The organism is Streptomyces sp. NBC_00536, from assembly GCF_036346295.1.
In the GTDB taxonomy this organism is placed as follows: domain Bacteria; phylum Actinomycetota; class Actinomycetes; order Streptomycetales; family Streptomycetaceae; genus Streptomyces.
Map to the genome: position 1 here is coordinate 68,708 of NZ_CP107821.1, position 25,389 is coordinate 94,096.

Annotated in this window: 38 protein-coding genes; 16 read left to right on the forward strand and 22 right to left on the reverse strand. The window is 69.6% G+C overall.

The window, feature by feature from the left end; translation table 11 throughout:
• Positions 1-46 precede the first annotated feature (46 nt).
• The 11 genes from OHS33_RS38840 to OHS33_RS38890 all read right to left on the reverse strand — a co-directional run bounded on the left by OHS33_RS38840 (position 47) and on the right by OHS33_RS38890 (position 7,366).
• Positions 47-970, reverse strand: coding sequence for a DUF2797 domain-containing protein (locus tag OHS33_RS38840; protein WP_330335593.1), 924 nt, complete (start codon positions 968-970; stop codon positions 47-49).
• 26 nt (positions 971-996) lie between these two features.
• The gene (locus OHS33_RS38845) at positions 997-1,695 is read right to left on the reverse strand and encodes a dTMP kinase (protein ID WP_330335594.1); all 699 of its coding nucleotides are present in this window, start codon (positions 1,693-1,695) and stop codon (positions 997-999) included.
• A gap of 13 nt (positions 1,696-1,708) precedes the next feature.
• Positions 1,709-2,764 (reverse strand): hypothetical protein, encoded by a 1,056-nt coding sequence (locus OHS33_RS38850; RefSeq protein WP_330335595.1) that lies wholly within the window; start codon positions 2,762-2,764, stop codon positions 1,709-1,711.
• Positions 2,761-3,576 carry a hypothetical protein gene (locus OHS33_RS38855; RefSeq protein WP_330335596.1) on the reverse strand — a complete coding sequence of 272 codons (816 nt, stop codon included), beginning with the start codon at positions 3,574-3,576 and terminating at the stop codon, positions 2,761-2,763. Before OHS33_RS38855 ends, OHS33_RS38850 begins: the two co-directional genes overlap by 4 nt.
• Positions 3,576-4,223, reverse strand: a complete 648-nt coding sequence (folE, locus tag OHS33_RS38860; protein WP_330335597.1) for a GTP cyclohydrolase I — start codon at positions 4,221-4,223, stop codon at positions 3,576-3,578. Before folE ends, OHS33_RS38855 begins: the two co-directional genes overlap by 1 nt.
• A 51-nt stretch (positions 4,224-4,274) precedes the next feature.
• Positions 4,275-5,018, reverse strand: a complete 744-nt coding sequence (locus OHS33_RS38865; protein ID WP_330335598.1) for a 7-carboxy-7-deazaguanine synthase QueE — start codon at positions 5,016-5,018, stop codon at positions 4,275-4,277.
• Positions 5,018-5,425, reverse strand: coding sequence for a 6-carboxytetrahydropterin synthase (locus tag OHS33_RS38870; RefSeq protein WP_330335599.1), 408 nt, complete (start codon positions 5,423-5,425; stop codon positions 5,018-5,020). Before OHS33_RS38870 ends, OHS33_RS38865 begins: the two co-directional genes overlap by 1 nt.
• A 146-nt stretch (positions 5,426-5,571) precedes the next feature.
• The gene (locus OHS33_RS38875; RefSeq protein ID WP_330335600.1) at positions 5,572-6,231 is read right to left on the reverse strand and encodes a hypothetical protein; all 660 of its coding nucleotides are present in this window, start codon (positions 6,229-6,231) and stop codon (positions 5,572-5,574) included.
• The gene (locus tag OHS33_RS38880; protein ID WP_330335601.1) at positions 6,228-6,425 is read right to left on the reverse strand and encodes a DUF5999 family protein; all 198 of its coding nucleotides are present in this window, start codon (positions 6,423-6,425) and stop codon (positions 6,228-6,230) included. The genes OHS33_RS38875 and OHS33_RS38880 overlap by 4 nt, the downstream gene beginning before the upstream one ends.
• Positions 6,426-6,467: 42 nt before the next feature.
• Positions 6,468-6,908 carry a DUF6302 family protein gene (locus OHS33_RS38885; RefSeq protein ID WP_330335602.1) on the reverse strand — a complete coding sequence of 147 codons (441 nt, stop codon included), beginning with the start codon at positions 6,906-6,908 and terminating at the stop codon, positions 6,468-6,470.
• Positions 6,905-7,366: a DUF6415 family natural product biosynthesis protein gene (locus OHS33_RS38890; protein WP_330335603.1), complete on the reverse strand. Its 462-nt coding sequence runs from the start codon at positions 7,364-7,366 to the stop codon at positions 6,905-6,907. Before OHS33_RS38890 ends, OHS33_RS38885 begins: the two co-directional genes overlap by 4 nt.
• A 171-nt stretch (positions 7,367-7,537) precedes the next feature.
• Between OHS33_RS38890 and OHS33_RS38895 the strand changes: the two genes are divergently transcribed.
• Positions 7,538-8,914: a hypothetical protein gene (locus OHS33_RS38895; RefSeq protein ID WP_330335604.1), complete on the forward strand. Its 1,377-nt coding sequence runs from the start codon at positions 7,538-7,540 to the stop codon at positions 8,912-8,914.
• Between the two features lie 43 nt (positions 8,915-8,957).
• Here the strand turns inward: OHS33_RS38895 and OHS33_RS38900 are convergent, their stop codons facing one another.
• From OHS33_RS38900 to OHS33_RS38920, 5 genes are read right to left on the reverse strand one after another with little or no spacing between them, the layout of a single operon-like run.
• Positions 8,958-10,208: a hypothetical protein gene (locus OHS33_RS38900; RefSeq protein WP_330335605.1), complete on the reverse strand. Its 1,251-nt coding sequence runs from the start codon at positions 10,206-10,208 to the stop codon at positions 8,958-8,960.
• The gene (locus OHS33_RS38905; protein WP_330335606.1) at positions 10,205-10,588 is read right to left on the reverse strand and encodes a DUF6221 family protein; all 384 of its coding nucleotides are present in this window, start codon (positions 10,586-10,588) and stop codon (positions 10,205-10,207) included. Before OHS33_RS38905 ends, OHS33_RS38900 begins: the two co-directional genes overlap by 4 nt.
• A gap of 52 nt (positions 10,589-10,640) precedes the next feature.
• The gene (locus OHS33_RS38910; protein WP_330335607.1) at positions 10,641-10,904 is read right to left on the reverse strand and encodes a hypothetical protein; all 264 of its coding nucleotides are present in this window, start codon (positions 10,902-10,904) and stop codon (positions 10,641-10,643) included.
• A complete protein-coding gene (locus OHS33_RS38915) occupies positions 10,904-11,269 on the reverse strand; it encodes a hypothetical protein (RefSeq protein ID WP_330335608.1) in 366 nt (121 codons plus the stop codon). The genes OHS33_RS38910 and OHS33_RS38915 overlap by 1 nt, the downstream gene beginning before the upstream one ends.
• Entirely contained in the window at positions 11,266-11,748 is a 483-nt protein-coding gene (locus OHS33_RS38920; RefSeq protein WP_330335609.1) for a hypothetical protein, read from the reverse strand. Before OHS33_RS38920 ends, OHS33_RS38915 begins: the two co-directional genes overlap by 4 nt.
• A 203-nt stretch (positions 11,749-11,951) precedes the next feature.
• Here OHS33_RS38920 and OHS33_RS38925 point away from each other — a divergent pair, with 203 nt between their 5' ends.
• From OHS33_RS38925 to OHS33_RS38985, 13 genes are all read left to right on the forward strand, one after another.
• Positions 11,952-12,365: a hypothetical protein gene (locus OHS33_RS38925; RefSeq protein WP_330335610.1), complete on the forward strand. Its 414-nt coding sequence runs from the start codon at positions 11,952-11,954 to the stop codon at positions 12,363-12,365.
• 2 nt (positions 12,366-12,367) lie between these two features.
• Positions 12,368-12,820: a hypothetical protein gene (locus OHS33_RS38930; protein ID WP_330335611.1), complete on the forward strand. Its 453-nt coding sequence runs from the start codon at positions 12,368-12,370 to the stop codon at positions 12,818-12,820.
• Positions 12,821-12,897: 77 nt separating this feature from the next.
• Positions 12,898-13,173 (forward strand): hypothetical protein, encoded by a 276-nt coding sequence (locus OHS33_RS38935; RefSeq protein WP_330335612.1) that lies wholly within the window; start codon positions 12,898-12,900, stop codon positions 13,171-13,173.
• Position 13,174: 1 nt separating this feature from the next.
• Positions 13,175-13,735 carry a hypothetical protein gene (locus OHS33_RS38940; RefSeq protein ID WP_330335613.1) on the forward strand — a complete coding sequence of 187 codons (561 nt, stop codon included), beginning with the start codon at positions 13,175-13,177 and terminating at the stop codon, positions 13,733-13,735.
• A complete protein-coding gene (locus OHS33_RS38945; protein ID WP_330335614.1) occupies positions 13,732-14,328 on the forward strand; it encodes a hypothetical protein in 597 nt (198 codons plus the stop codon). The genes OHS33_RS38940 and OHS33_RS38945 overlap by 4 nt, the downstream gene beginning before the upstream one ends.
• A gap of 100 nt (positions 14,329-14,428) precedes the next feature.
• The gene (locus OHS33_RS38950) at positions 14,429-14,689 is read left to right on the forward strand and encodes a hypothetical protein (protein ID WP_330335615.1); all 261 of its coding nucleotides are present in this window, start codon (positions 14,429-14,431) and stop codon (positions 14,687-14,689) included.
• Positions 14,686-14,955 carry a hypothetical protein gene (locus OHS33_RS38955; RefSeq protein WP_330335616.1) on the forward strand — a complete coding sequence of 90 codons (270 nt, stop codon included), beginning with the start codon at positions 14,686-14,688 and terminating at the stop codon, positions 14,953-14,955. The genes OHS33_RS38950 and OHS33_RS38955 overlap by 4 nt, the downstream gene beginning before the upstream one ends.
• Positions 14,956-15,177: 222 nt before the next feature.
• A complete protein-coding gene (locus OHS33_RS38960; RefSeq protein ID WP_330335617.1) occupies positions 15,178-17,160 on the forward strand; it encodes an FtsK/SpoIIIE domain-containing protein in 1,983 nt (660 codons plus the stop codon).
• A gap of 67 nt (positions 17,161-17,227) precedes the next feature.
• Positions 17,228-17,653, forward strand: a complete 426-nt coding sequence (locus tag OHS33_RS38965; RefSeq protein ID WP_330335618.1) for a hypothetical protein — start codon at positions 17,228-17,230, stop codon at positions 17,651-17,653.
• 200 nt (positions 17,654-17,853) lie between these two features.
• On the forward strand, positions 17,854-18,393 hold the full coding sequence (locus OHS33_RS38970) for a hypothetical protein (RefSeq protein WP_330335619.1): 540 nt from the start codon (positions 17,854-17,856) through the stop codon (positions 18,391-18,393).
• A gap of 118 nt (positions 18,394-18,511) precedes the next feature.
• On the forward strand, positions 18,512-19,489 hold the full coding sequence (locus tag OHS33_RS38975; protein WP_330335620.1) for a hypothetical protein: 978 nt from the start codon (positions 18,512-18,514) through the stop codon (positions 19,487-19,489).
• Entirely contained in the window at positions 19,489-19,773 is a 285-nt protein-coding gene (locus OHS33_RS38980; RefSeq protein ID WP_330335621.1) for a hypothetical protein, read from the forward strand. Before OHS33_RS38975 ends, OHS33_RS38980 begins: the two co-directional genes overlap by 1 nt.
• A 147-nt stretch (positions 19,774-19,920) precedes the next feature.
• Entirely contained in the window at positions 19,921-20,208 is a 288-nt protein-coding gene (locus OHS33_RS38985) for a hypothetical protein (protein WP_330335622.1), read from the forward strand.
• A 44-nt stretch (positions 20,209-20,252) separates the two neighbouring features.
• Here OHS33_RS38985 and OHS33_RS38990 read toward each other — a convergent pair whose 3' ends face one another.
• From OHS33_RS38990 to OHS33_RS39010, 5 genes are all read right to left on the reverse strand, one after another.
• Positions 20,253-20,999, reverse strand: coding sequence for a hypothetical protein (locus tag OHS33_RS38990; protein WP_330335623.1), 747 nt, complete (start codon positions 20,997-20,999; stop codon positions 20,253-20,255).
• Positions 20,986-21,495: a hypothetical protein gene (locus OHS33_RS38995; RefSeq protein ID WP_330335624.1), complete on the reverse strand. Its 510-nt coding sequence runs from the start codon at positions 21,493-21,495 to the stop codon at positions 20,986-20,988. Before OHS33_RS38995 ends, OHS33_RS38990 begins: the two co-directional genes overlap by 14 nt.
• Before the next feature lie 213 nt (positions 21,496-21,708).
• Complete coding sequence (locus OHS33_RS39000) at positions 21,709-22,248, reverse strand: hypothetical protein (RefSeq protein WP_330335625.1); 540 nt, start codon at positions 22,246-22,248, stop codon at positions 21,709-21,711.
• A 204-nt stretch (positions 22,249-22,452) separates the two neighbouring features.
• The gene (locus OHS33_RS39005) at positions 22,453-23,283 is read right to left on the reverse strand and encodes a hypothetical protein (protein WP_330335626.1); all 831 of its coding nucleotides are present in this window, start codon (positions 23,281-23,283) and stop codon (positions 22,453-22,455) included.
• Positions 23,284-23,312: 29 nt separating this feature from the next.
• Positions 23,313-23,825 carry a hypothetical protein gene (locus OHS33_RS39010; protein WP_330335627.1) on the reverse strand — a complete coding sequence of 171 codons (513 nt, stop codon included), beginning with the start codon at positions 23,823-23,825 and terminating at the stop codon, positions 23,313-23,315.
• Positions 23,826-24,466: 641 nt separating this feature from the next.
• On the opposite strand from OHS33_RS39010, the gene OHS33_RS39015 reads away from it, so the two are divergent.
• Positions 24,467-24,820 (forward strand): hypothetical protein, encoded by a 354-nt coding sequence (locus OHS33_RS39015; RefSeq protein ID WP_330335628.1) that lies wholly within the window; start codon positions 24,467-24,469, stop codon positions 24,818-24,820.
• Between the two features lie 37 nt (positions 24,821-24,857).
• Complete coding sequence (locus OHS33_RS39020; RefSeq protein WP_330335629.1) at positions 24,858-25,082, forward strand: hypothetical protein; 225 nt, start codon at positions 24,858-24,860, stop codon at positions 25,080-25,082.
• 4 nt (positions 25,083-25,086) lie between these two features.
• On the opposite strand, the gene OHS33_RS39025 is transcribed toward OHS33_RS39020, so the two are convergent.
• Entirely contained in the window at positions 25,087-25,359 is a 273-nt protein-coding gene (locus OHS33_RS39025) for a hypothetical protein (RefSeq protein ID WP_330335630.1), read from the reverse strand.
• Between the last annotated feature and the right edge of the window lie 30 nt (positions 25,360-25,389).

Below are 25,389 nucleotides of genomic sequence, written 5' to 3' on the forward strand. Positions count from 1 at the left end.
TCGCTTCGCGGAAGGGAGACCCCGGTCCGGGCCGGAGCGGGGGTGGTCAGAACAGGGACGCCTGGACGGCGGTACCCGGGGACGTGAACGGGCCGAGGACGATCCGCCGGCCTTTGAGGGCGCCGAGGTCAAGCAGGTAGCCCGTCTCGTCGTCGTTCTCCAGGACGGCGAGGACCTGGGTGCCGATGCATGAGCGGGGGGTGAAACCGTGTTCCCCTTCCCGGAGGTCGTGCGGGTACAGGACGCGTTCGGTGTCCGGAGTGCGCAGCTGGTTGCCCTCCTCGGGCGGCGTCCACTCCTCCAGTACGGCGGGGACGTTCATGTCGGCCAGGTCCGCGGCAGCTCGGGCGACAGCGTGGTCGTGGCTGGTCCGGGCAGCGGTGAGGGTGCGGAGGTCGGCCAAGGCCCGGAGTTTGGCCGCCGAGCGCACGGTCTGCGCCAGGTCCAATCGGCGGGTAAGGGCGTCTTCGAGGTGCCGTACGGCCTGGCCGTCAGGGCTCTTGGCGAGGTAGGTGGCGAAGAGGGCCCCCTGCTCGTCGAGGCGGGAACGCCGGCGCGGCTCCGCCGCCGTGCCGACCTTGGTGGTGCCGTCCGCGAAGGTGGCCAGGTACAGCCAGTGCGGCTGCGCCATGTACGCGATGAGGGTGTCGGGGGCGTGGCCGCCCTGGTGGAACTGGTGGGCGAAGCGGAACTCGTCCCTGCTCGCGCACGCGAAGCACTGGCTGTTGTGATCGGTGGTCGTACGCTCAGGGCAGGCGACGGCTTCGACGTTGACGGTGTCGGTGAAGGCGTAGCGGCCGGTGCACCACCGGCCGCTACGGCCCAGCCGGTAGCCGAGACGCTGGTTCATGACCTCGGCGTAGACCAGTGGCCCGCCAGGAAGCGGGGCGAGCAGGAGCTGGGGCTTACCGCTCGCCCAGGTGACGCCGTGGCACACGTACTCGCCATCGGTCGGTCGGGTCACTGGCATGGTGCGTTCCTCGCGGTGGGGGGCGGTCAGACGGTCAGGTGGAGGAGGTCAGACAGGGCCCCGGCCGCGGTCTTGAAGACCGCTTCCTCGTCCATGTCGGTGACGTCGATCGGTAGCCAGCCGCCACGATGCTGTTGCTCGCGCAGCTGGGCCAGGACGGTGTCCTGGTAGCGGATGAAGTCCTTGTCGCCGCCGCCGGAGTGGCCGGCCTCCAGAGAGGTGAACGAGCCTCTGCGGGCAAGGGCTTCGCGGGCCCCGATCTTCAGGAAGAACACGACGTCGGGCTCGGTGAGGTGCCCGAAGACCTGTTCGGCCAACTGGCTGCTGACAGCCGGGTTGACGGCGTACCGGGCGAGGATCTTGTGGTGGCTGTTGTCGAGGACGACGTGCGTTCCCGTGGCGAGCGCGGGCTGGATCACCAGCTTGTCCTGGAGGGAGTACCAGGCAGCGAGCGCCAGCAGCCAGTAGTGGTCACCGCAGGCCTTGGCGACGCGGGCGTCCCGCCGGTACACCAGGGCGTTGAGACGGTCGACGTAGGCAGACAGTTCGTCGTCCATGGGAACGGTGGTGCTGTGCTTGCCGACGAGGATCGCCGGGTGTCCGGCATCGTTCAGGGCCTTGTGCAGGCGGGTGGCAAGGGTGGACTTGCCGGCGCCGTCGCCCCCGACGAAGGCGATCTCCCGACCCCGCACGGGATAGGCCCCGTGTTGTGCTGCGACCGTCATGGCCGGTTCCTCCTCAGTTCGGGTGTGCGGCCAGGCGGCCCGCGATGGTGTGGCGGATCTGGTCGACCAGGGCGGCCCGCCGCCGGAGCACGTCGCGGTGTCGTTCATTGGACAGGTCCGCGGGGTAGTGCCGGGCGAGATTGTTGGAAATGACGTGCAGGTAGCCGAAACCGATCCCTGCGTGGCGCGCAGCGGCCCCCATGGGGCCGATCTCCGGGTCCACGAAGGCGTAGTCGGCGTGCTTGGCCAGCCAGTCGCGGTTCTCCAGCAGGATCGACGGTGAGGTCACGTGGACGCCGGTGTGCACGCCCGGCTGGCCGGAGGCGAACCCGCCGAAGAAGTCGTTCCAGGTGACCAGCCTGTCGCCGACGAGGCTCTCGTTTCCGGTGGCCAGCAGGGTGTTCGGTTCGATCTCGGGGGCCAGGGCGCCGACCTTGCCGACGTAGACGACGTCCATGGCGCCGAGATCGGCCAGGCGGCCGACGACCCGGCCGGCGACGTCGCCCCAGATGCTGTGGCGGAAGCCGAGGTAGACCACCCGGCGGCCGTGAAGCGTCGTTCGCTGCCAGGAGTAGCCCGAGCCGTGCGTCCACACCCCGTCGGCCGGGGCCAGATGTTCCAGAGCCCAACCGACGACGACCAGGTCCCCGTCGAGGTCGAGTCGGAGCCGGTCGACGGCCGCGCTGCACAGAACCGGGTCGGGCGGCATGTAGGTGACGGTCTGGGCGGGACGCCCGGTCATCGCCAGGTAGGTGGCGATGATCAGGCCGTAGTGCTGAACGTAGTCGGCGCCGGGGTACACGTTGACCACCAGGTCGCGGCCGACGGCTTGCGCGGTGGGTCGCTCCCAGTTGAACAGCTTGCCCGTCTTCTCGTGGCGGGAGACCACGGCCTGGCGGTCGTAGTCGCCGACGACATGGATGCGGTCCCAGTCGTGTTCCTGGATCAGGTGATGGACCTTGATCTCCAGGTAGCGCAGCAGGCTGTCGGGGCCCATGGTGTGGCGCGCGGTCTCGATGGGTGCCGCGGGGAGGGCGGCGCTGAGCGGGGGACCGGAGATCAGCGTCATGATCGGGCCTGCGCGATCTGCACGTCGCTGCCGGCCGCGTGCCGGACGACTGCGATGTTGCGTCGGATCAGGTCGAACCGGTCCTCGGGGATCGGGTCGAGGTGCTCGATGCGGGGTGTGCTGGGCTTCTCGTACGGGCCGTCGGGCAGCAGGGCGATGCCCATCGCGCCGAGGATGACCGGGGCGGCGCCGTCCACGGAGGCGATCCACTCGTGCTCGCGCTGTCCGACCAGCTCCAAGTGGCCGGTGCGCCCCAGCCCGAGCAGCCGGTAGACGATCCGGTCCTCGACCAGCCCGCGCTCCTCCAGGTAGCGGGTGGCCGCCCACCGGGTTCGGCACAGCTGGTCTTCCGGCGCGGGCCGTCGGGAGGCCGGCAGGGCGATGGCGCCGATCTCGCTGTTGGAGACGAGGGCGTCGTACGTGCGCTTCCACTCCTCATCGTCCGCCGCATGCAAGACGGCGCACAGCCGGAAGTCGGCCCCTGCAAGGTCGCGGATCTCGCGGGCGGCACGCTCGCTCGCCTTGAGCGTTGCGGGGCCGTCCCGCATGACGTCCGGAAGGATGATCTCCCGCGCCTTGACCGCGTGCCCCGCCTTGACGAGGTCGGCCGCGGGCAGGGCGTGCCCGAGGTCGAAGACGCCGTTGTCGACGATGATCTCCGCGCCCCGTTCCGTCTCGCGGCGGAAGAAGTCCCGGTATGTCTCGTTCGACAGGACGTGCTGCGCGGCGACGTGGTGGACGCGGGCCGGGTCCTGCCCGACGAACGCCTCCAGGTAGGCGGGCGGCGCGATGGCGGAGAACTCGATGGCCATCACTTCACCCCCCACTGCGCGGACGCGGAGGCCATGAACTGGGCGGCAAGCACCGGGTCGGTCAGGAAACGGCCGCCGGACTCCACGGTGGTGGTCCGCGCCGTCTCCATCCGTACCCCGCGCATACTCATGCACAGGTGGGCACCGCGGACCGCGACCGCCACGTCCTTGCTGCCGATCACGCTGGCCAGTTCCTCGGCGAGCTGCTGCGTGAAACGCTCCTGGACCTGGAGCCGTGCGGCGACTCCTTGCGCGATCCGCCCGAACTTGCTCAGGCCGACCACTTCGCCGTCCGGCAGGTAGCCGGCCGCCACCTGGAGGTTCATAGGCAGCAGGTGGTGCTCGCACAGGGTCCACACGCTCATGTCGCCGACCACGACCAGCTGGCCGGACAGAGCGGGCTCGGGGAAGCAGGTGGCCGTGGCCTCGGAGTCCGGGAAGAGGAACGACTTCCACCAGGACGCCACGCGCAGCGGCGTGTCGGCCAGGCCCTCGCGGTCCGGGTTCTCGCCGAGAGCGATGAGCAGTTCGCGGGTCAGCGCGGTGACGCGCTCGACGTCAACGCTTCCCGGTTGGCCTGCCGGTCCGGGCTGCGCCGGGATGGGCGGGGTCTGGCTGTCGACCGTCGTGACCGTGGCGTTCGTCATGGGCTTGGGTCTCGCTTCCAGGAGTAGGAGACGGGGGAACCGGGCAGGCGGTCAGCGTCCGCGGGGATCGGGGAACGCAAGGACGTGAAGCCGAGTGGTGAGGTGCCAGCGGTGGGCCGCGACGGCGTCCGCGAGGACGCGCGTGGTCGCGATGACCGCCTCGGGTGTGGCGCCCTCTGGCATGACCCACACCGGTACGAGGTCGTACGCGCTGACGAGCTCGGCGATCCGGTCGAGGTCCGACACCGAGCTGGCGACGAACTTGAACACGGCTCGCCCGGAGGCGGCGAAAGCCTGGAGGGCGGCCGGCCTGATGCTCTTTTCTTCGGCTACGCCGAAGCTGTCGAGCTTGGGGGAGACGTTGAACTGGACTCCGTAGACGACCAGTTCCGGGAGCGGTGCGAGAGTACCGTTCGTCTCGAACTCCACCCGTTTGCCGGCCGCGAGCAGGCCCTGGACGAGGGGAATCAGCTTCCGCTGCTGGATCAGCGGCTCGCCGCCGGTGATCACGACGAGTTCGACCGGCGAGGAGGTGGCCCAGGCGAGCAGGTCCGCCACCGTGTGGCTCGTGGACTCCTTGCGGGGGTCGAACTGACTCCAGTCCCAGGTTTCCTTCGTGTCGCAGCGAGTGCACGTCAGGTTGCATCGGGACAGCCGGATGAACAGGGCCGGGTGCCCGCAGCTGGGCCCCTCGCCCTGAAACGTGGGCTGCTCGATGCCGAAGCGCTCGGCAACAATGAGCCGCACGTCTTCTTCGGCTGCGACGAGCGGCAGCGGTGCCGCTTCGGGAGGCATCAGGCTTCCACCAGGTCGAAGCGGGCCCAGCTGCGCGCGGTCTCGCGGACGCGGACGGCCACGAGCTTGCCGGGGATGCCCGGCTGAACGTTCTGGACGAACCAGCCGGCCAGGAACCGGGCCAGGAGTTCGGAGGTCGGCTCGAAGGGGAGGACCTCGTGGAGGTTCTGGTGCTCCAGCTCGGTGTCCAAGAACCTCTTGAAGGGGGCGAGGTCTGCGAAGTCGGTCACGAAGCCCGGCCCGTTCAGGGAGGACCCGGTGAGGATGACCTCCACCTGGTAGCTGTGCCCGTGCTGCCGGTTGCACTTGTGGTCGGGCGGGAGACTGGGCAGCCGGTGGCCGGCCTCGAAGTCGAAGGTCTTGCCGATGGTGAACGTGCCGGCCGGAATAGGTACGGGGCTGATCATTGGACCCCCTGGGAATCGACAATTAGAGCGATCGGAGAACACTGCCCATGGGCAGTGGAGGGAAGCGTTCGAATCTGGCCCGCTCTCGGCCGGGCTGTCGTGGAGCACCGGCCAAGAGCGGGGGCTCGGGACCACCGAGATCGTGGTCAGGCGGGTACCGTCTCGGCAGCGAGCTTGGAGAGATCGACCGTGGTGCAACCGTGGAGGGAGATCACGGTGCGCGCCGCGAGCGTCCAGCGCAGGCGGGCCTCCTCGGTGTACGAGACGAAGGTGAGCTCGTCGCCCTCGATGGGGCGGATGGTCTTCGCGTCGTACTCAATCCCCGCAACACCCCACAGCGGGCAGTGCTCCACGAGCGCCGCGGTGTGGCCACGCTGGAGGTGGCGGCAGTGCTGGACGGACTCCAGGGCGCACGAGACGTGGATCGGAGGGCTGAGAGTGGTCTCGTTCTCCTGGATCGGTTCACCGTCCTTCGCCGCGAGAAGGAACAGGTGCCGCTCGTCGGACCCTCGGCAGCCGATGGTCGACTCGCCGCACACCTGGCACAGCATGTGGGCGATGGCCTGCCGCTGCCGGAGGGCGTGTACCCCCGCGAGCTCGGGCCGGCCCCATCCGGGGGTGGCGGACGTCCGGACCCACAGCACCCCGTCCCTGCGGTCGATGGGGTGCTCGTCCTCGTACCCGATACCCTGGCCGCCGACCCCCTCCCGGCGAACGATCCGGCCGGGTCGGGACTTCTCCTCCGACCAGGGAGCCACGAACGGGACACGGAAGCCCTTCCAGTACAGCTGCCTGCGCGGGCTCACGCTGCAACCTTCCTGGCGACCGGCCTGTGAGGCGCCACGATCTGGCCGTCCGGCAGGAGTTCACCGGTGTCCTCGAAGGACAGGACGCCGTTGCACAGCAGACTCCAGCCCTGCTCCGGGCGGTGCGCCACTAGGCGCGCGGCCTCCCGGTCGGATGCCTCTGCCGCGGGGCAGGGCGGTACGTGCTGGCACATGCTGGGCGTCCTCTCGAAGGGTGTTGTTGCGGTCCAGGAGGTTCAGAAGGCGGGTGAGGGCCGGCGGCCGGGGTCTCTCTTGGCGGCGATGACCATGGCGATGGCGCTGTGCCGGTAGCCGTAGAACTGGCCCAGCGTGGGATCGTCGGCCAGCGGCGCTTGGCCGCCCCACTCGACTACCTGGCAGGTGCTCGGGGTCAGGGCGTGGCGGATGCGCAGGTCCGGGAACCCCGGAACTTCCGCCAGAAGGTCACGCACGGCCAGCGCTACGCCGCGGTGATGCACGGCGTAGAACCCGCCACGCCGCGTCCTGCTGACGGGGACGGCGAGCATCGGAATGCGGAACAGGCAGATGGCGACGCCTTGATCGACAAGCTCGGGCTCGGCGAGCCGAAGCCGGTGCCATTCGTAGTCGACGGCTTCGACCGGCGGGAGGAGAGTGACGGACAGCGGCTGTCCAACGGTGTTCTCGGTCGTCGTCATGCGGCACCCGCCTGAGGCGAGCCATCGAGAAGGAGATCGAGCACGTCCTCGGTGACCAGGGCGAGACGACGTAAGTGCGCGATGGGCGTCACGTTTGCAGGGGCGTCTTCCGCGCGGAGCTCCCGTGCTCGCTCGACCAGCGTCTCGGTCTTGCTGCCGGGCCGGTAGCGAATCCGGTCCACCACCACCGCCACCAGCTGCATGAGGACGCCACGGAACCGTTCGGTCAACTCCTCGATCTCGACGTCACCCGGGCGGGCGTCGGCCCCCAGCACCTGGTCGAGCAGGTCGTACAGGGGCTCCACCGGCTGCCCCGCACGCAGGATCTCCGCCATGCGTGCCAGCTCGTCATCGGTCTGGCGAGGCACCCAGTCAATGCCCTTGACCTTCGGACTCGTGCGGTCAGGTGTGCGCCGCGGGAACTGCTGGACCGGGCTGGCTACCGTTTCGGGTTCCATGGGTCGGTCCTTCGCGAGAGGGGACGTTGCGGAGGTCGACCTCCGGTCCCGGACCTCCAGTCGACGTGATCAGTGAACTCCCGTGTGCGGAGGGTGACCAGGTGTGGTCAAGGTTCAATGCGTACAACGCGTACAACCGACAACCCGCGCACCAAGCAGTAGCGTTGGGCCATGGACCGGGCGCGAAACGAGAAGTTGGCGCGAGTCATCGCACGCGCCGAGCTGAGCTATGAAGCAGTCGCCAAAGGGGTACAGGCCGTGGCAAATGCCTCTGGCAACAGCACCCTCCGTACCAGCAAGGGGACCGTCGGGTTCTGGGTCGGCGGCAAGCAGCCCAATCCGACGACGGCTCGGTACCTGTGCGAGTTCCTGTCGAGGAAGGTCGGCCAACCGCTAACCCTGCACGATCTCGGGTTCGATTCAGCTGATGCCCATTCCGGTGAAGCCAACTTGGGGCTTACCGTCGAAGACGACCCAGTGGAGACGCTGGGGCGGATTGGGAGAGCTGACATCGAGCGACGAGATTTCTTGACGCGAGCCGCGTACTCCGTGGCCGCCGCCGCCTTGCCCCTCGGCGTAGCCAGCGAGGCGCAGGCGCGCACCGCCCGCGCGATTGCTGGGGGCGTGGCGGGAGCAGCTGAAGTTGCGGCCGTCCGTGACATGGTGGCCATGTTCACGGCCATCGATGAGCGCCATGGTGGACAGCACGGCCGCAGCACCGTTGTTCAGTACCTCACCGACGACGTGCGACGCCTGTGCCAATCGCGGTTCGAGAGCGACGAACTACGCAAGGAGATGTTCTCCGCCGCCGGATCGCTCGCCTACCTCGCCGGATGGAAGGCGTACGACGCCAGCGAGCATGGGCTCGCCCAGCGCTACTACCTTCAGGCGCTCAGCCTCGCACGCCGTGCAGAGAACCAGGCAGACCAGGCATATGTCCTGCGGATCCTCGCCCACCACGGGATGGACAACGGGCGGCCAGAACACGTCCTCGGACTCGCCGACACTGCTCTGGAACTGAGCCGCGGGGTAGACCCGGCCACCGAGTCCCTGTTCGTCATCTGCCGGGCGCGTGCCCTTGCTGAGTCCGGCCGGCACGTCGAGGCGCGAAGAGAGGCCGAACGGGCCCGTGAACTCGCGCTGCGGGGAGAGACCGGCGAGATGGTGGGCTGGGCGACCATGTGGGGAATGCCCCTCGCAACCGTAGATTCCCACACGGCCAAGATCTGTACCCGGCTGGGCGACCACGCCGCCGCCGAAGCCCACCACGCCGGTGCGCGTAAGCGCTACGCCTCCACCGAACACCAGCGCATCGCTGCCCTGTCAGCCGCTGCCGAGGGTGGTGCCCAGCTCAAGCAGGGACAGATCGAAGCGGCGTGCGCGACCTGGGACAGGGCACTCGACACCATGACCGGCATCCGATCATCCCGAACCGTCAAGTCCGTACGCTCCATGCGCACCGACCTCGCACCGTTCCGGGCGCGTGGCGCCCGCTCGGCACTTGAGCTGGACGAGCGGGCTCGCACGTGGCTACGCCAGGCGGTCTAACCGTTCGGCAGCCGAGTGGTGCAAGGGCAGCCGCGGTTGATGGTTACTGTCCAGTGCTGTTACCGGCCTGCGGTTCCGTGGGAACGGCGGCATGCCGGGCCTCAGCGACGGCTGCGTGGGCCGGGCCGCCGTACAGCGGCACGTTGGCGAGCGGGTCCCGGGCACCGCGGCCGTGCCGGCGGTCGTACCGCGTATCGGCGGTGTGCGACTCCTCATGCCACCGGCCTGCGATGTTGCGGTCGAGCAGGGGGACACCAGCCTCGATCATGTCGGTGTTGGCGCCAGCCCGCCATCCGTGGGACGTGACCTTCTTCCCGTCGATGTACGGGACGCCGGCGCGCTCGGCGAGCTCCTGGAGCCGGGCGTCCAGGGACCCGGGCCGCATGCGGACTCCCCGTTCGCGGTCGGCCGGGTACTTCCGCAGCGCGCCCTTGACGGTGAGGGCGCGGAAAACCGGCAGGTGCGCTGCATCGGCATCCAGTTCCCGAAGGACACCCAACCAGGCACGGGCCCGCCGCACCAACTGGAGGTCTTCCCGATCTTCGAGAAACCGGCCGGAGCCCTTGCCGGACTGGTCAGTCTTCGACGTGGCGGTGACGACGTGCAGGCCGGTGTCGTAGACCTTGATGCGCCCACGGAGCAGGTCGGTGAGTTCGGACTCCCGGTGGAGGTTGCAGTAGGCGAGCGCGGCCAGGAAGGCGTCCCGCTTGCCGATGTTCGTGGACTCGTCGATCGCGGCGATGATGCGCAGGTTGTACTCGATCGTGACGGCCGGGGCCCGCCTGACCTCGCCGCCGGCCTTGGCCCACTCCTTCCTCCAGACGCGCAGGCGACCCTTGAACCGGCTCGGATCGGGACGGAGGTCGACGGGTTGCCAGTTCCAGATCCGGGACATGAACTGCCCGACGCTGTCGGGCTTGTACTCGCCCGCCTTGCCCCTGCGGATCAGGTGCAGGCCGTAGGAGGTGTACGTCGCGGTCGTGCAGGGATGCGCGAGCCGGGGCGGCTCCTGGGCTGCGCACCACGCCTCGAAGGCCTTGGTGGTGGAGTCGCGATTGGTGATGGTGTTCTGGGCGAGGTCGGGCTCCTCCAGGTCGGCGATGTCCTCCTCGGACAGTCGGAAGTCCTCGTCCCTCCAGGCCGGCTGTTCGTCGGCCAGCGGAGGGAGCTGCCCGGGGCCGAGCATCGTGTGCTGCGTGACCACGTACCGCGGGCTCGGCCGGTCGGCCAGCGGTCGGACGACGATGTCGCCTTCGACCAGCTCGGCATTGATGACCTCCACGTCCGTGCTCATGGCGCCTCCGGGGTGCGTACAGGGTGGTCGGGGTGGTCGTGGAACGGCTCCGCAAACTGGCGGACGATGGCGAGGAGCTGAGGGGGGATCGCGGTGCCGAGGACCTCGCAGTAGTCGAGGAGCTGTTCCTTCGCGTCCAGGTCTTCGAGGACGCGGCCGGGCTGGTGGCTGAGGATGTGGCGGGTGAGCTCATGGTCGGCCTTGACGCCGCGGCCGGTCAGGACGGAGACGACGAGCCGGCCAGCCGCCTCGACGCCGAAGCGCCGGGCGCCGGGCTCGGTCGGGTCCCACCAACCGTCGGCGGCCGCCGCGTGGGCAAGACGCTTCTCCTCCTCAACTCGGGCACGGAGAAAGGCGATCCAGCCCACGGGCGACGTCACGGTTTCGCTCTCCATCTTCCGAACTTCAGTCACTTCAGTCACTGTCTGGCCGTCACGGGCGGATGCCGCAGCTCTCCAGGAAGTCTTCGTCATACACGCGGCCCGCAGCCTCGTACAGCCAGCTGCTCCACTGCTCAGTGGTCCGGATGGTGCCCTCCAGGGCGGCCGCTACGAACACCCGCTCGGTGAGGTTCGCAGCCTTCTCCGGGTTGCCGGTGCGCCCGGTCAGGAGCCCCAGGATCGGCCCGTAGGCCATCTCGAACAGCTGCTCCAGGTGAGAGCGCAGCGCGTCGCGCTCAGGGGTGACGCCAGACATCAGTGACTCCCGTCCGACGCATCCGCCGGAGCGCCGCCGGGGAAGTCCGGGTGCCGCTCCCAGCGGTCCGCCTCGTTGCGCATCCACTCCAGCTTGCGCACTGCGCCGACGATGTCCGCATGCTCCAGGAACGCCTCGGCGGCCCCCATTGCGTACCCCAGGGACTCGTGGAAGAGCGGATTCACGACCGGTGTCTCTGCCGCCCGCGCTCTCAAGAAGCCGTGCCAGAGGCCCAGTTGGGCGATCATCTCGGCATGGGCGTCGATGCTCGGGCCCGTGGGCGGTGAGACCGGCGGGGGAGTGGCGGGAGCCGTCGTCGGCTCCGGCCGCTCGCCGCGGGGGCTGTATCCGCGCGTGTGCGTCACGAGCGGTCCCCCGGCTTGACTGCGCCGTCGACCGAGGAGTCGGCGGCCGGGCCGGTGGGCTCCACGGCGATACCCTCGGTGCCGGCGGTGGAGGTCTTGCCGGTGCCGCCGCGGGTGACCCACCCGTTGATGCTCGGCTGCGGGTCGAAGTCGATCGTCAGCGGCACGTGCCGCGCGGCGGCCGCGAACGACGCCGACCACTGCTCGGTGTCGGCCGGTTCCGGCAGGCTGTTCGGCACCGGCTTCATGATCGCGTACACCTGCTCGGGGCGCTCGACGTGCCCGAGGTGGCTCAGCCGGTCGCCCGGGGATACCGGTTGCTGCTGTCGCGCGATGCGCCCGTCGCGCTGCTCCGGCTCGGCCGGTCGCCAGGTCGCCAGCGGGTGCTCCCACTCGCTCGCCCGGTCGGCGCTCATGCCCCTGCCCCGCGACTGCTCTCCGCCGTCATGCTCACCCTGGCCGTGCTCGTTCTCGGTCACGCGTTCCCCGCCCCAGTAGGTACCGGTTATTCAAAATAGAATAACCGGTAAGGCGAACCTAACCAGTCGTCAGGGCCCCTTCGAGGGCGCGGGAGTTCACTCAGAGGGGTGTTCTCGGCCGCGCGAAGTGATTCACCCGCAGACCCACCCTATGATCTAGGTCTCTCACAGTTCACAGGGTGAGCTCTGTCGGAAGGAACGAGATGCCGATCACGATCAAAGGGTCACCGGAGTTCGAGGCGAAGCTGCTCGCCCTCGTCGCCGAACACCTGGACGGCCTGACCATCGAGCAGCACGCCGAGTGGACGGTGGAGCGCGCGGCCGCGTTCCACCGCCTGGCCACCCCCACCGCCCGCACGCTCATCAACGACGTCCTCGCGGGCGGCGGGTACCGGGCGGCCGCCGACCTGCGCGACATGGGCCGCGACCTCGCTGGGCCCTCCATCGCCCTGACCAAGACCCTCACCGCAGGCGCCCGCGACGGCCTGTGGCCGGCGAACATGCCCGCCCCCATCACCCCGGAGTACGACCGCGAGAAGCCCTCACACAAGAAGGTTCAGGGCTACCGGATGGACCCCGCCCTGGTCCCGCTGTTCACCACGGCGACGGAGGCGTGAGCATGCACGACGACGTCCTGGCCGTCCACGAATACGAGACGCAGCAGTTCACCCCCGCCGAGCTGGAGGCCATCGCCCGATACCGCGAGGCCACCGCCGGGATCCCCGACACGTTCGACGGCTTCGACCTCGCGCATGTGCACTGGCACGTCAGCGAGTTCGGGCCCACTCAGACGTACCCGATGATCCGATCCCTCGCGACGACACTGGGGAACTGGTACCTCGCGCTCGACGCCGCGATCGGCGACCTGCTGACCTGCACGACGGAGTCCAGCACGTACAGCACGGCGGCCGCACGCTTCCTGAAGGCCGAAAGCGAGACCTACCACCAGGTCCGGCAGGACTTCGAGCACACCGTCACCGTCTGGTCCCTCGGACTGGACACCAGCGCGACGGGGGACTACCCGCCGGCCACCCGCACCCTGAACCTGCCCGGCCAGAGCCTCGAACCGTAGGCTCCTCACACTTTCACCAAGGCCAGGGGTCACGAGCACGCCCCGAGCCCGCAACGCTCCGAAAGGACTGCACCACCATGCAGCACTACACCGAGGATCCGCTGATGGACGGCCCTCGCCGCGAACACCGTCTCCTGCTGGAGCCGGTCGGCACGACGAGGTCCCTGTTCGGCGCGGAGGCGGCCCTGTTCGCCGCGGCCTGTTCCGCCGGGGACTGGATGGACCCGAGCCGGTACGACAGGGACGGCCACTTCGAGGGCTTTGACCTGCACATGCAGGCCCTACAGCAGCAGCTCCGCGAGACCGAAGCCCCTGGAGAAGCACACCATGACCGCCCCGACCTGGAGGCATGACGTGGTGATCCGCATCAGCGCAAGGGAGGCCGCGCGCTACCCCGGCCTCCGAGCGCGGCTCGGTGCCGGGGCTACTGCCGTGACGCACCCGGCAATGGGGCGCCGTACCGCTGCCAGCCTGAGCAGCACCACGACCTACGTCGAGTGGGATATGGACGCCGAGGTCGGCGGGGCGCCCCACTGGGTGCTGAACCTGCCGGACATGGAGTTGATCAACGCGAACGAGGTGCGACGCTGGCACTGGTCGAGGGAGCGGAAGGCCGCGGCCGCGATCCGGGAAGCCACAGCAGTGCTCGCGCGTACCGCCGCGATCCCGCAGCTGACCCAGGCCCGCGTGCTGTACGTCGTGCGCCCGAAGGCGCGCACCCGCGTCTTCGACCCGTCGAACTGGGCGCTGTCGGCGAAAGCCGCCGTGGACGGTTTGGCCGACGCAGGGGTGTTCGAGGACGACAACGCGAGCATCGTCACCGGCGTCGACCCGAGAGCAGGCGAGCGCCAGAACGGCGCCCGCATCAGGATGTCGCTGGTCATCGTGGACCAGGGGAGAGGGGAAGGCCTGTGAAGGCGATGGAACGGCGGCCGGCGCCGCAGAGCATCAGCGCGGACGGGGAGCCCGTCGCGCACGGAGCACCGGCGCTCTACAGGGGGCAGCTCGCCGCGAGCTCTCGGGACGCAACGTACCTGTCGTCTCCGAACGTGCACGGCGACAAGTCGAGCCACGTCGCGGTGTTCACCGAGCGGTACCTCGTGGGTGGCGGCATGCACGGGATCGGGGCCGCGTGCGACCCCGTCCACATCCTCATGGACACCGGCGCGGCCGTCGGAGCGCACGAGATCACCCCCGGCGCCCGCTGCCGACGCCCGGCTTGCAGAAGCCTGTACGCGACGGCGGACCGGCAGGACTCCGACCTGGACCACATCCGGGCCTACTACGGGCTGGCCGCCCGCATCGGCATCACCGTCGCGCTGGGCCTCCGTGTTCGGCATCACGATCGGCCCGGCACCATCATCGACACCGCGGGCCAGTACCTCGTTGTGCGCCTGGACGACGAGACCGTACCGGTGACGGTCCACGCCACCTCGGGGATGGAGTACGAGGGTCCGGACGGCTGGGTGCGAGCGGTCCCGCTGCCGGATCCGTCCGCCGCGGTGTAACGAATCCGGGGCCCGCTCCGTCTATCCCGTGCACAGCCCCCTGCGTCGGCGCCCGCCGACCTCGATCTTCAGGCAGGGGGCTGTGCCCTGGGGGAGAGACATGAGCACAATCACCATCCCGAGCCGCGTCGACCTGCTCCGCGAGGCATCCCTGACGATCTGTGGGCGCCGCGAAGGGAAGACGAAGGCCTGCAACTCGTGCCTGCGGAAGGCCGACGCGGCCGTACGCCTGGCCCGCGGTGCCGAACAGAACCGCGACCTGACGTCGCGCCTCGCGGACATCATCTGCGGTTCCGCTGGCCAGCCCTGCGGAACCTGCTGGGACAAGGCCACCACCCTGCTGCTGGAGCTCCGCGGATGAGCAGCAGCTCGTTTCCCACCCTGCTGATCGTGGCCGAGGTCATGCACAACGGCCGGATGTGGCGCAGCCAGGCGGGGATGGACCCGGTCCACTGGAACGCCTTCCCGGACCTTCGCAGCATGAAGGTCGGCTACGTGATGCACCATCTCCAGTCGCGTCTCGGCCCCGTGGAGGAGTCGGACGTCCGGGTGTTCCTGTGGGACGGAAAGCGTGAGACACCCCTGCCCCAAGATCTTTTCTCGGTGTCTGCTGATCAGCGCCGGTAGTCTGGCCCCATAACCGCATACCGGGTCTCGGCCCGGACCCCTGCTGTGGCGCACGAGCAAGCGCCCCGGCTTCAACGCTCCGAACCCCACCAGGAGGGCATATCCATGCCTTGGCTCCTCGCCTTCTCCGGTACCAGCGTCTCCGTCCTGATGTGACGTGACGAACCCCTGACCTGGGGTTCCTTCCCGCACCCACGTCACGTCACTTCCCAGGAGACTGCTGTGCCCCCGCACCCCTCGCATGACTCGATACTCGCCCGCGCGGCGCTGGGTGCCGCGAGCGCGTTCGGCGCGGCCTGCCGTTGGTGTTCCCGCCGCCGCTACGAGCTCGCCCCCGGCGCCGCAACAGGCGGCCTGACCGGACTGTCCTGGCTCCACCACCTCGACGGCGTCAGCCTGCCCGAGCACGGCGTTTACGGGCTTGCCCTGGCCGCCACGGGAGCCCTCGCCGCAGGGGGCCTCAAGCACAAGAACAAGACGATCGCGGCGGCCGGCACCGGCGGCCTGGTCATGATGGCCGACGCGTGGATCGGCGCCGGGCTCGGCCCGTCGGTACCCTCGCTGATCGCCGGCGCAGTCGCGACCGGCGGAGCGTACGCCGTCTACGTACCTTGGCTCGTGAAATCGCGTCAGGACCGCCTTGCCCTTCAGGTGAAGGCGGCCAAGGCCGGGGTCACTGCGCGCGGGCTGGGTGACAACACCTTGGCGCCGGGCATCACCGGCTCGACAGCGGAAGAGACCGCGCTACTGCGGGCACTGGTCGCCATGCTCTCCGTCCCCGCAGTAGACGTGACCGCCCTCGACTACACCCCCTTCGGGTGGCGCGCGGTCGTCGTCCTGCCGCCCGGCCGAAACACCGCGCCGCAGAAGGTCATCGCCCGCAAGGAACAGCTCGCTGCGAACCTGGGACTTCCGGGAAAGCTGAGGCTCGCCAAGGGGATAACCGACAACGAGCTCGTCGTCACGCTGTACGAGTCCGACCCCCTCGCGGCCACGCTCCCCTGGCCGGGTCCGTCCACCACGACATGCCACGAGCCGGCCGCTCTCGGCCTCGACGCCTTCGGGCACCCCGTGCTGGTGCCCCTGCTGTACAACCACGTGCTGATCGGCGGGGCCAGCGACAACGGCAAGTCGAGCCTCCAGTCCGTCCTGATCGCCTACGCCGTGGCGTGCAAGGACGCCGAGGTGCTGCTGGTCGACCTGAAGCCGGGCGCGGTCGAGCTCGGCCCATGGCGCAGCTGCGCGCTCGGATTCGCCGACAGTCCGAGCCGCGCGATGCAGTTGCTCAAGTTCGTGTGGTCTGAGGTCGAACGCCGCGGAAAGTACCTGTCCGCCCTCGGAGACAAGCTGGGCAAGCCGGTAAAGAAGTGGGTGCCGGGGGAGCACGGGCCGGCATGGTTCGTGTTTATCGACGAGCTTGCCGAGCTGATGCGCCAGGTCCCGGCCACCGCCAAGCTGATCGAGTCGCTGCTCCAGGTGGCGCGGTTCGTCGGCATCACCCTGGTATGCGCCACGCAGTCGCCCTCAAACCGAGTATTCGGTGGAAACACCGACGGCCGCCAGCAGTATCAGGTGCGCATCGGTCTCGGCGCGAAGGAGTCCACGACCGCCAACTTGATCTTTGGGCCCGGTGCGTATGGTGACGGCTGGTGCCTGGACGAGCTAGACGCCCCGGGCAAGTTCCTGCGGTGGGACCGTCAGCACGGTGTGCCAGTGGAGTCCCGCGCGTACTGGATGACCGACGACGAGATCGGAGCGATGAACCATCGGTACGCGTGCGAGGAGGTCGGCAGCGAAGCCCGGCCACACCCGCAGGTGGAGCCCGAGCCCGAGGACGACCCGACTCCTCCGCGGCCGCCCACGCCTCCCTCTGGGGGGCCCGGGGGCGGCCGTCCGCTGCTGCGCGCCGTACCGACTTTCCCCGACGGGACGGAGATCGCTGACGAGCGACACCTGGCGCTGTGGCAGGCGGTCGAGAAAGCGGGCCCCAGCGGCATCACCGTGGACGACCTGGTGGCAATGGACCTGCCGCAGTTCGCCGCACGCTCCTCGGTGAACGGCCCGCTGGGGCAGTGGCGGCGGAAGGGCTGGGTGGAGGAGGCCGGCAAGCACGGCCGGGCGATGGCGTACCGGACCGTGCCGCGCTCCCTCCCCGCGTCCGGACCGACGAAGGGTGCGGACGCGACCGCCGCGGCGACAGTGTGAGCAACTCGTGGGTCCGGCATGGCCGAAGGGCTCAGCCATGCCGGACCCACGTGACATGATCTTCGGCATGACAAAGGGGTGGGGGGCCGCCGCGAGCCTGCTGGTGCTCGGCGCGGTGACGTTCGGTATGACGGGATGCGGCGGGGCCGAGGCGGCGGCGAAGGCGCCGGCCGCGAGCCCCAGCGAGAAGCCGCCGTCGGTGTCAGCAGCGGGTAAGGCCTACGCGGACGACCTCAACAAGCTGGCGTGGGGCGGATGCCCGGACGACTGCGATCCTGATCTCAACGAGATCGTCGCGAACGCCCGAACCCTGCGGAAGGCGATGAACACCGACCCGGCAGGGGCCACGTTCTGGTCCCCGGCGTACCGGCTGATCGACCGGATCGAGGAGGGGCGCGCCAAGGTCCAGGGCGACGCGCGTTGGAACCGGGCACTGATCCTCGGCCCGGCCCACGAGCTGAACGACTGGTTGTCGCAGCACCCCACGCAGTAGCTCCCGCCCCGTCTCCTCGTTGAACACGAGGGGGCGCAAGACGGTCTCGTCTATCAACCTTGATAGATGAGTATCAAGGTTGATAGATGAGAAAGGGCCGACGGATGAAATCCGAAAATTCGATTGAAAAGATCACGGCCGCTATTGATGTAGTCCACGCTGCGCGACTGAAAGCCATCAGTAGAAAACATCGACGGGAAATGGCCGATTATGCGAAAGAACTCCAGGACGAAGGGCTCTCCGGGAGTGCAGCACGGCTCACCGTCAGGCGGATGCGCAGCGCCGAGGTCTGGCCGACGCTGAACCTGATCGTCCAGAGTGCGATCGAGTGCCGGCTTGCAGAGGACGACCTCGCCGGACCCTGGGCGCCTCTCACCCAGGACGAGGAGGAGCTGGCCACTCTCTCGGGCCGAGGAGTCGGCCGGCACTACCCCGGCTCGCTCGTCAGCAGAACCTACGAACTCCCATATGAGCTGGTCAAGGCGCTGAAAACTGCCGCCGTCCGCGTGAGCGAGGCGCCCCTGGCCAAGCTGGAGGAGGTCGGGCTGACTTACCAGAGTCTCGACTACACGGCAGAGCAGCAAGAGCAGCGGGACGAGCTGCTCACCGCCGTGCACTCCGTGGCGCGCATCGTCCGGCAGGGGCTGGAGCGGTACGGGCCCTGGCCCAGGGAGGAGATCCCGCCGTCCGCTCCGCAGCCACCCGACGGGGAAATTTCTATCAACCTTGATAGAAGATAAACGCTACCCCGCCAAGCCGGAATGGGCCGAACTGACGAATTCTTCATTTGCTTTGAATTTCCCTTCGCTTGTGCGCTATCAATGAGACGAAGGAAATCGGCTACATGAGGAGGAAGCTGTGCCTGGGTCCGTACCAGCTATCGAGGGGCTCCCGCGGTACACCACGTGGGGCGCCGTACCCGCCGAACTGCTCACCAAGACGCAGCTCGCCCAGCAGGACCCGCCGCTCAAGCCCGGAGGCAACCCGGTCGGCCAGGTGCTCTACCACGGCAACTGCTACGCACCGCTGTACCCGCTCGGCGAGGCCGTGCCGAAGCGCGGGGCCACCCCGGCGCAGCGGGCCGCCCTGGACCGAGCCCGGGAGTTGCAGCACCAGTGCCGGCGGTGCGGCGCCCACGAGCGGAACCCGCTCGGCAAGGGCCGGTTCTGCGACCCGTGCCGGTACGCGATGACGATGTGGGAGCAGCACGACCAGGCGCAGGCCCTGGCGCGCGAGCTGGTCGCGGACCCGGCCGCCGTGCTGCTGGTCGTGGACGTCGAGCCGGACTTGCTGCCGGAGACGCAGGGCGTCGCCGTGGTCGCCGTGCACGACCGCCACCTCCTCTACGCCGCCCCTGCCGGGGAGCACGGCAGCCCCGAGCGCTGCGCCGTCCTCGACCGCCTCGACTCGCTCCTGGCGGACCGCCGCGTGGTCGAGGAGCCCGACCACATGGGCCCCAGCCGCCGCTACCCGCAGGCCCTGCTGCTCCTACCGAACTCGGGGCCGGTCGTCTCCGGCCGCGACCCGCTACACCCGTGGGCCGCGCACGCCTCATCGGCCAACGCGTCCGTCGCGCGGGTCTGGGCTTCCTGGTACGGGTTCACCGACCACCCGTCCAGCACGCACCCCTGCATCCCCGAGTACGGGGCGGCCATCCCGTGGACGCGGTCCCTGGATGTGGCGGCCGACGCGCAGTCGATGGTCGGCCTTCTGCACCGGATCGCGGACGGCACCGAGCCGGTGTGGGAGCGGGCGGCCTGGACGATGGACGGCTACGGGGTCGGAGAGCCGGGGCCGGCCCGGGGCCGCGCGGCGCTGTCCGGAGGGAGGAACTGATGTCGCAGATCCGGCTCATGGACTCCGACCCGGACCGGGCCCGGCGGACCGCGGAAGCTCTCATGCGGGCGCTGGAGGCGTCGGGGGAGGTCGTGGCGACGAACATGTCCGAGCCGGTCCCGAACCGGCGTGGAGCGGGCGCCCGCGTGTACCTGGAGGTGCTGCTGCTGGAGCCCCGCAGCCGGCCGGTGGAGGAAGAGGTGACTCTCGAACGCACCGACGCCCCGCAGACCGGTCCCGTGCGCGGGGCACTGCCCAGAGGCCGGCGCGCGATCCAAAGGTGAGGCGGGTACCCGCTACGCTCCCGCCTCATGGATGCCTTACCCCCCGCCCCGCAGCACTTCATCACCGGCCACCTGGAGGCCGCCGGGTTTCGCTCGGGCAACTCCGTAGGTTGGGTTCCGCCCTCCGAACGCGGTAACACATGGCGGTTGTACCCCATCGAACCCGAAAGCTGGCCCGAAGGCGCCGTGGAGTGCACGCAGGTCCACTGGACGGTCCGCGACTCCTGGCAGCGTTTCCAGGCGGCCCGGCACGACTGGGACGCCTCCCACGCGCTGGGCGCCGACCTGCGCGAGGCCTACCGGCTGCTCACTATGGCGCTGGAGAAGCTCGGCTACACCGTCACCTACCGGGAGAAGCCCGACCGTTGGGGAACGTACGAGTGGATCGAGGTCTACGCCATGGCCGGACAGGTGACCGAGCCGTCGGCCACCTGAACGAAGCCGCCCGCAGACTGTCTCTCGCGGCATCCGCCGGCGGCTCAAGGCGCCGTCGGGACCTCGTGATGGGTAGCGCGGGCGCGAAGTCTGTCCGCCGCGGCGTCGAGCGCCGCATGCAGCTCGGGCAGGAGGGCGAGCGCCGCCTCTACAGCGGCCGCGGGTGGCTGCTCGTCCGCCTGCACGGCGCTGAACGCTTCCAACGGGGTCAGAGGGGCCATGCGGCGGCGCCACGCTCGTTCTGCATCGCCACTGGCGTAGCGCTGGGTCAGGGCCTCGACCTGCGTTAGCTCGACTCCGGTGAGGAACCCGGCGATCCCCTTCTTCTTGACGTGATCGCAGATCACCTGGGATTCACCGCCCCATCCCGGGCCGCCGGAGGCTTCGGACATCGCGACGATGTTGGCCACGATCGCTGCCTCGCGCCCGCGGGCCTTGGGGCTCTTCGTCTTCTCGAAGAGCTTTTCCACGTGGGAGGGCAGAATCCACGGGCTCTCGAAGTCCTTGTTGGCAGGGTCTGAGGCCACGGTGATGCGCAGCACCCCGAGCGCATACGTCTCGGCGGACAGTGTCCGCCGGTACAGCAGCCCCTCGGTCGCCTCGGGATCGGCCGCGTTGGCGGCGCGCCGCACCTGCGCCACGGTGGGGCCGTCCGGCCACTCGAAGCTCCACTCACGACGGACGTCGTCGTAGCGGGGATCGATCGCCTCGGGGCCCCAGGGCAGACCGAACTGGCTGGTGAGCTTACTGGCCAGCTTCCGGAGGCGGGCGGAGCGATTAGCGACCGCCATCGGGGCCCTGCACGATGGTGACTTGGCGGCCGGTGAGCCGGGAGAGCGCTTCGGCGTCCCCGGCATCCATCGCGGCACGCAGGGCAGCTGTCCGCTCCAGGTCTGCGAGGAGCCGGGCCTTGACCTGGTCGTCCTCCAGGCCGTCGATCGGGAACAAGGCCCGTCCGGCCTCGTACGACTGCACGTACGCGGTGGTGGCCTGATGGACCCGCTTGCCGTCGGCGTTGGGCGGGGCAAAGCGGCGTACGGGCCGGCCGTCCTCATCGCGCTGGACGTCGCCGCGGCCGTCGGGGACTGTGTCCGTCAGCCGCCGCTGAAACTTCTCGATGCTCTCCCGAAGCTGGTCGGCCTTGTCGTTCGCGTAGCGCCAGTTCCCTTCCTCGGCGGCACCGAGGAAGCGGCTGAGGAAATCCATGACCCCGGCGAGGTCTTCGGCGAGGTTCTTCTCCTCGTCTGTGCCGTCCAGCAGGTCGTGCACCGAGGGTCCGTCAGTCATGTCGCGTCCTTGGTCGGAGCCTGAAGTACATCCAGTCTTCCACGACTACGGTGCGCGTTGGCCCGGTATCGCATCCCCCGCCGATATCGGGCCGAAGACGCACGGCGGCCCGCCGGAGGCAACGTGCGAACGGTCTCCGGCGGGCTCCAGCGTCCACGATGCCAGCCGGGGCCCGGCCGAGCACTGAGGCGCGGCGGATGCCCCCGCGGCTGCTCAGTGCTTCTCGGCCTCGCCGTCGCTGAGCTCGCCCACCATCCCTGGGATGGCGTGCTGCACGGTGTCCACGACTGCCCCCACGAGAGTCCATACGGCGTCGGAGAAGTCGGGGGACTTGGTGTCGTGAACAGTGACGACCTGGTGGGGGCCGAAGCGGACCGTGGCCGGGGTGCTGAGCAGGGCCCAGCCGCCCGGTACGTCGGGCGGCTCCGGGAAGTAGTTGGGGACGTTCCACTCTCCGAAGGCGACCACCCGGCGGCGGAGGGTGTTGTCGTCCTCCGTGCCCTCCAGGTAGTCGGGCGGGTCGACGCGTACGCGGATGAGGAGCTTGCCCCATCGGAACTCGGCCTCGCGCAGGTCGTGGGGGAGCAGCACGCGTTGGATCTTGCGCCGCATCCCGAAGGGCATGTTGGGCTCGGTCGCGGGGGATGTCTGCTTCAGCGCCGGGTAGCGGGCCTTGACGGCTGTGCCGGTACGGCGGGGCGGCACGGTGTCCCACTCGGGGTGTTCAGGCAAGTAGTCGTCATTGCTGGCCACTGGGGTCTCCTCTGCACACGGAAGGCGCCGCGGGGTGTCCGCGGCGGGGCCGAAGAGAACGGCCCGGCATCCCCGCGGGGCGGGGAGGGTGCATTCCCGCGTGTGCGGGCAGGGTGAGACGTGATCAGTATGGGGGAGCCGGAGGCACGCCCGCAGGCGATTGGGGCAGCTGCTCGCCTGGGCGAGGTGGTGGGGATGCGGTGGTCAGCTGGTGGTACGCAGGGCCCCGGGGCGTAGGGGGGTGCCGAGGACTCCGAGGACCAGGCGCCGGTGGGCGTCGTGGAGGGTGCGGACTCGGGCGGGGTTGAGGCCGGGCGGCGGAGGCTCCTGGCCGGCGTGGGGTCCGCCCGGCTTGGTCGCGATCCACAGGTGGCCGGGGTCGGTGCCGTCGAGGGCGGAGGTGATGCCGGCGCGCTGGCGGAGCCAGCGGCGGACGATGTCGACGGTCTCGATGTCGAGTACGACCGGTCCGTCTTCGAGGAGGAGCCGCGGCGCGGGGCGGTGGTCGAGCTGGAGGTCGGCGAGGCGCAGACGGGCCAGGTTGCGGACGGTGCGGCCGGTGGCGGCCACGAGGGCGGCCAGTGCGGCGGTGCGGATGCTCGTGGCGGCGTTCGCGCCGTTGGGGCGCTTGACGGCCAGGGTGTGGATGACGGTCTGGGCCTCGTCGGGGTCGAGGTGCTCGCCCGTGGTGTTGGGCGGGACCTCCAGGCGCCAAGGGGTGCCGAGGTACTCGGCGAAGACGTTGTAGGTGATGACCCGGGACCGGCCGGTGGCCTCAGCGGAGGGAGCATCAGGACCGCGGAGGGTGTTGCGTGCCCGGGTGAGGCCGGCCGCAGCATCTTCGAGCCAGGCGTGGACGCGGGGGAGCTCCATCAACTCGGCGGCGGACAGGGTGGCCGGGGTGCCCTCGGCGTTGAGGGCGTGCTCCAGGTACTCGGTGAGGTACCGACCGCGCAGGCGCCGGGTGCCGGGGGCGAAGCGGCGCTCCTCCAGGTCGTTGAGGAACGCGGTGATGGCGTCGAGGGCGGTGGTCACGCCCGTCAGGGTACTGGGGCGTCCCGTCCTCAGGGTGTGATGACGGAGGCCTTGGCCATCACGCCGAGCCCGTCCACCAGGGCTTCAAGAGTCGCCCGCTGGTCAGGGGCGTAGGCGGGAAGGAGCACCAGGCCCACCCAGCGGTATCTCCGAATCAGCTCTGCCCAGCGTGGATCACGGAGCGGGCCGGACTCGAAGAGGACCGCTCCCTGCTCCATGCCTTCCAGGTGTGGCCCGTAGTAGTGGGCCGTGATCTGCCCAGACTTGCTCTGTACCGCGCGCACCCTGTTGCACGCCGACGCAGCCGTCAGGCCTTCGATGAGCGGGGCAGAGCCCTGGCCGGGTAGGCGGGTGAAGCCCACCTGCTCGATGTGGAATTGTCGGATGGCCTTCCGGACGTGTGGTGAGGCGTCCGAGGGGACGGTGGCGGTCAGCAGAGGCACAGCGGTGTCCATGCTGCGCCCGAAGGGCATCTGGCCGAATCCCAGGCGCAGCTCGGAGATCGCCTTGATGTCGTTCGCGAACTGGTCGGCTGCATCCACGCGTTCTCTCCTGATGGGCTGCGGGGGACGCTGCCCATCATGCCCTTAGACCCTGAGTGCTCGCGGGCGATCTCGTGCTGTGGGTGCCGCGCGGAGCGCGTCTGTTCAGGATGTGGCACGGTCTGCGGCCTGCCGACGGCGGGTTGGGGGGTGCTCAGGGATGCAGCGCGGTCGGGCGGTACGGGGCCCCTGCGCGAGCCGAGGGCCGGCCCGCGGCCGCGAGGTGGCGGGAGCGCCCCCGGGGCCCCGTACCGGCTGGCCGCACCCCTTTGCGCGCCGCAGGCGCGCTCTCTCCGAGGGCATGGTTACAGCGGAAAGCCTGCCTGAGCCAGGCCCCCGTTCGGCTGCTGCTGGTCTTGTGGTCCGTGTCGGAACGGTTCGATACGGCCCGGTCCGGTACGGTCCGACACGGACCCATGACGGGCCGCAGGGGCCCAGGGGGCTGCCCTAGTGGGGATGTGCTTTCCGCTGTAACCCATGATCCAGCTCCTCGGGCAACGGCGGGTGGGGGCGGCCCGCTGGGTCTGTGCCGCTTGACCAACGAACGCTCCCCCCAGCGGGCCGCTCACTCCATAGACGGAGTGGGACGCCTAGGCGTTACACCCATCCGTCCGCCCGGTCAGTTCGAGTACGGTCGGAGGGTGAGCAGGGAATTGACGGAGCCGGTGGAGACCCCTCCGTGGAACGCGGAGACGGGGCCGGCGCCCGTCGTGTGGAGCTGGCCAGCCGGTGACCGGCCCGCGCTGAAGGTGTGGTCCATGGGCCGGTGGCGGTACGCGCCCGTGCGCGCCCGGCAGGACTGGCCCGACGGAACGGTGGTCTACCAGGTCTCCGTCGACCTCGACGGCTCCACGAGCGTGGTCCCCCGCTCCTACGCCTGGCCTCAGCCCGGCCTGCGCGTCGCCCATGGCTCGCAGTCCCAGCCCTCGGCTTCCGGGCCGCCGCTCCTGGCCCGCGCCAGCCGCGCCGTCGCAATCGAGTCAGGCGGGGCCTGAACAGGCGCCAACCCGGCCTGCGGGGTCCACTGGAGCCATGGGTCCTTCTGTACGGCTGGTTGTCTACCCGCCTGACGAGAATGGGTGGCGGCGTGTCCGCTGGGACGGCACCTCAATCGGCGTCGCGCACCGCCCGAGCGACATCGTCGTCTTCCTGACCGCCGCTGGTCTGGAGAACTCCGAAGAACTCGATCTAACCGACCCTGCGGTCGTGGAGTGGCGCGGCGGCGGCCCGGAAACCTGGGCCGAATCCCCGCCGTAGATCGCTACGCCTGGGGGATGATCGCCTGGTAGCCGCGCCACTGGTAGTGGTAACGCCCCTCGTCGTCCTTCGCCGGTTCTCCGTTCTTGCTCCAGTTCCAGTGCGTCCGCAGGTAGATCTCCGGATCAGGCGCCAGAGGCTTGAGGAACTCGGCGATCCCCTCGGTCGAGATGGGCTCCACCACCAGGTGGTCCGGGGGCCACCCAAACCGGTTCAGCTCAACGTCGATTACCCGGCCAGCTGCCGGACCGCCCATCAGAATCGCCTGCTTGGTCATGCCCGGGAGCCTACCGGGGCGCCGTGCCGC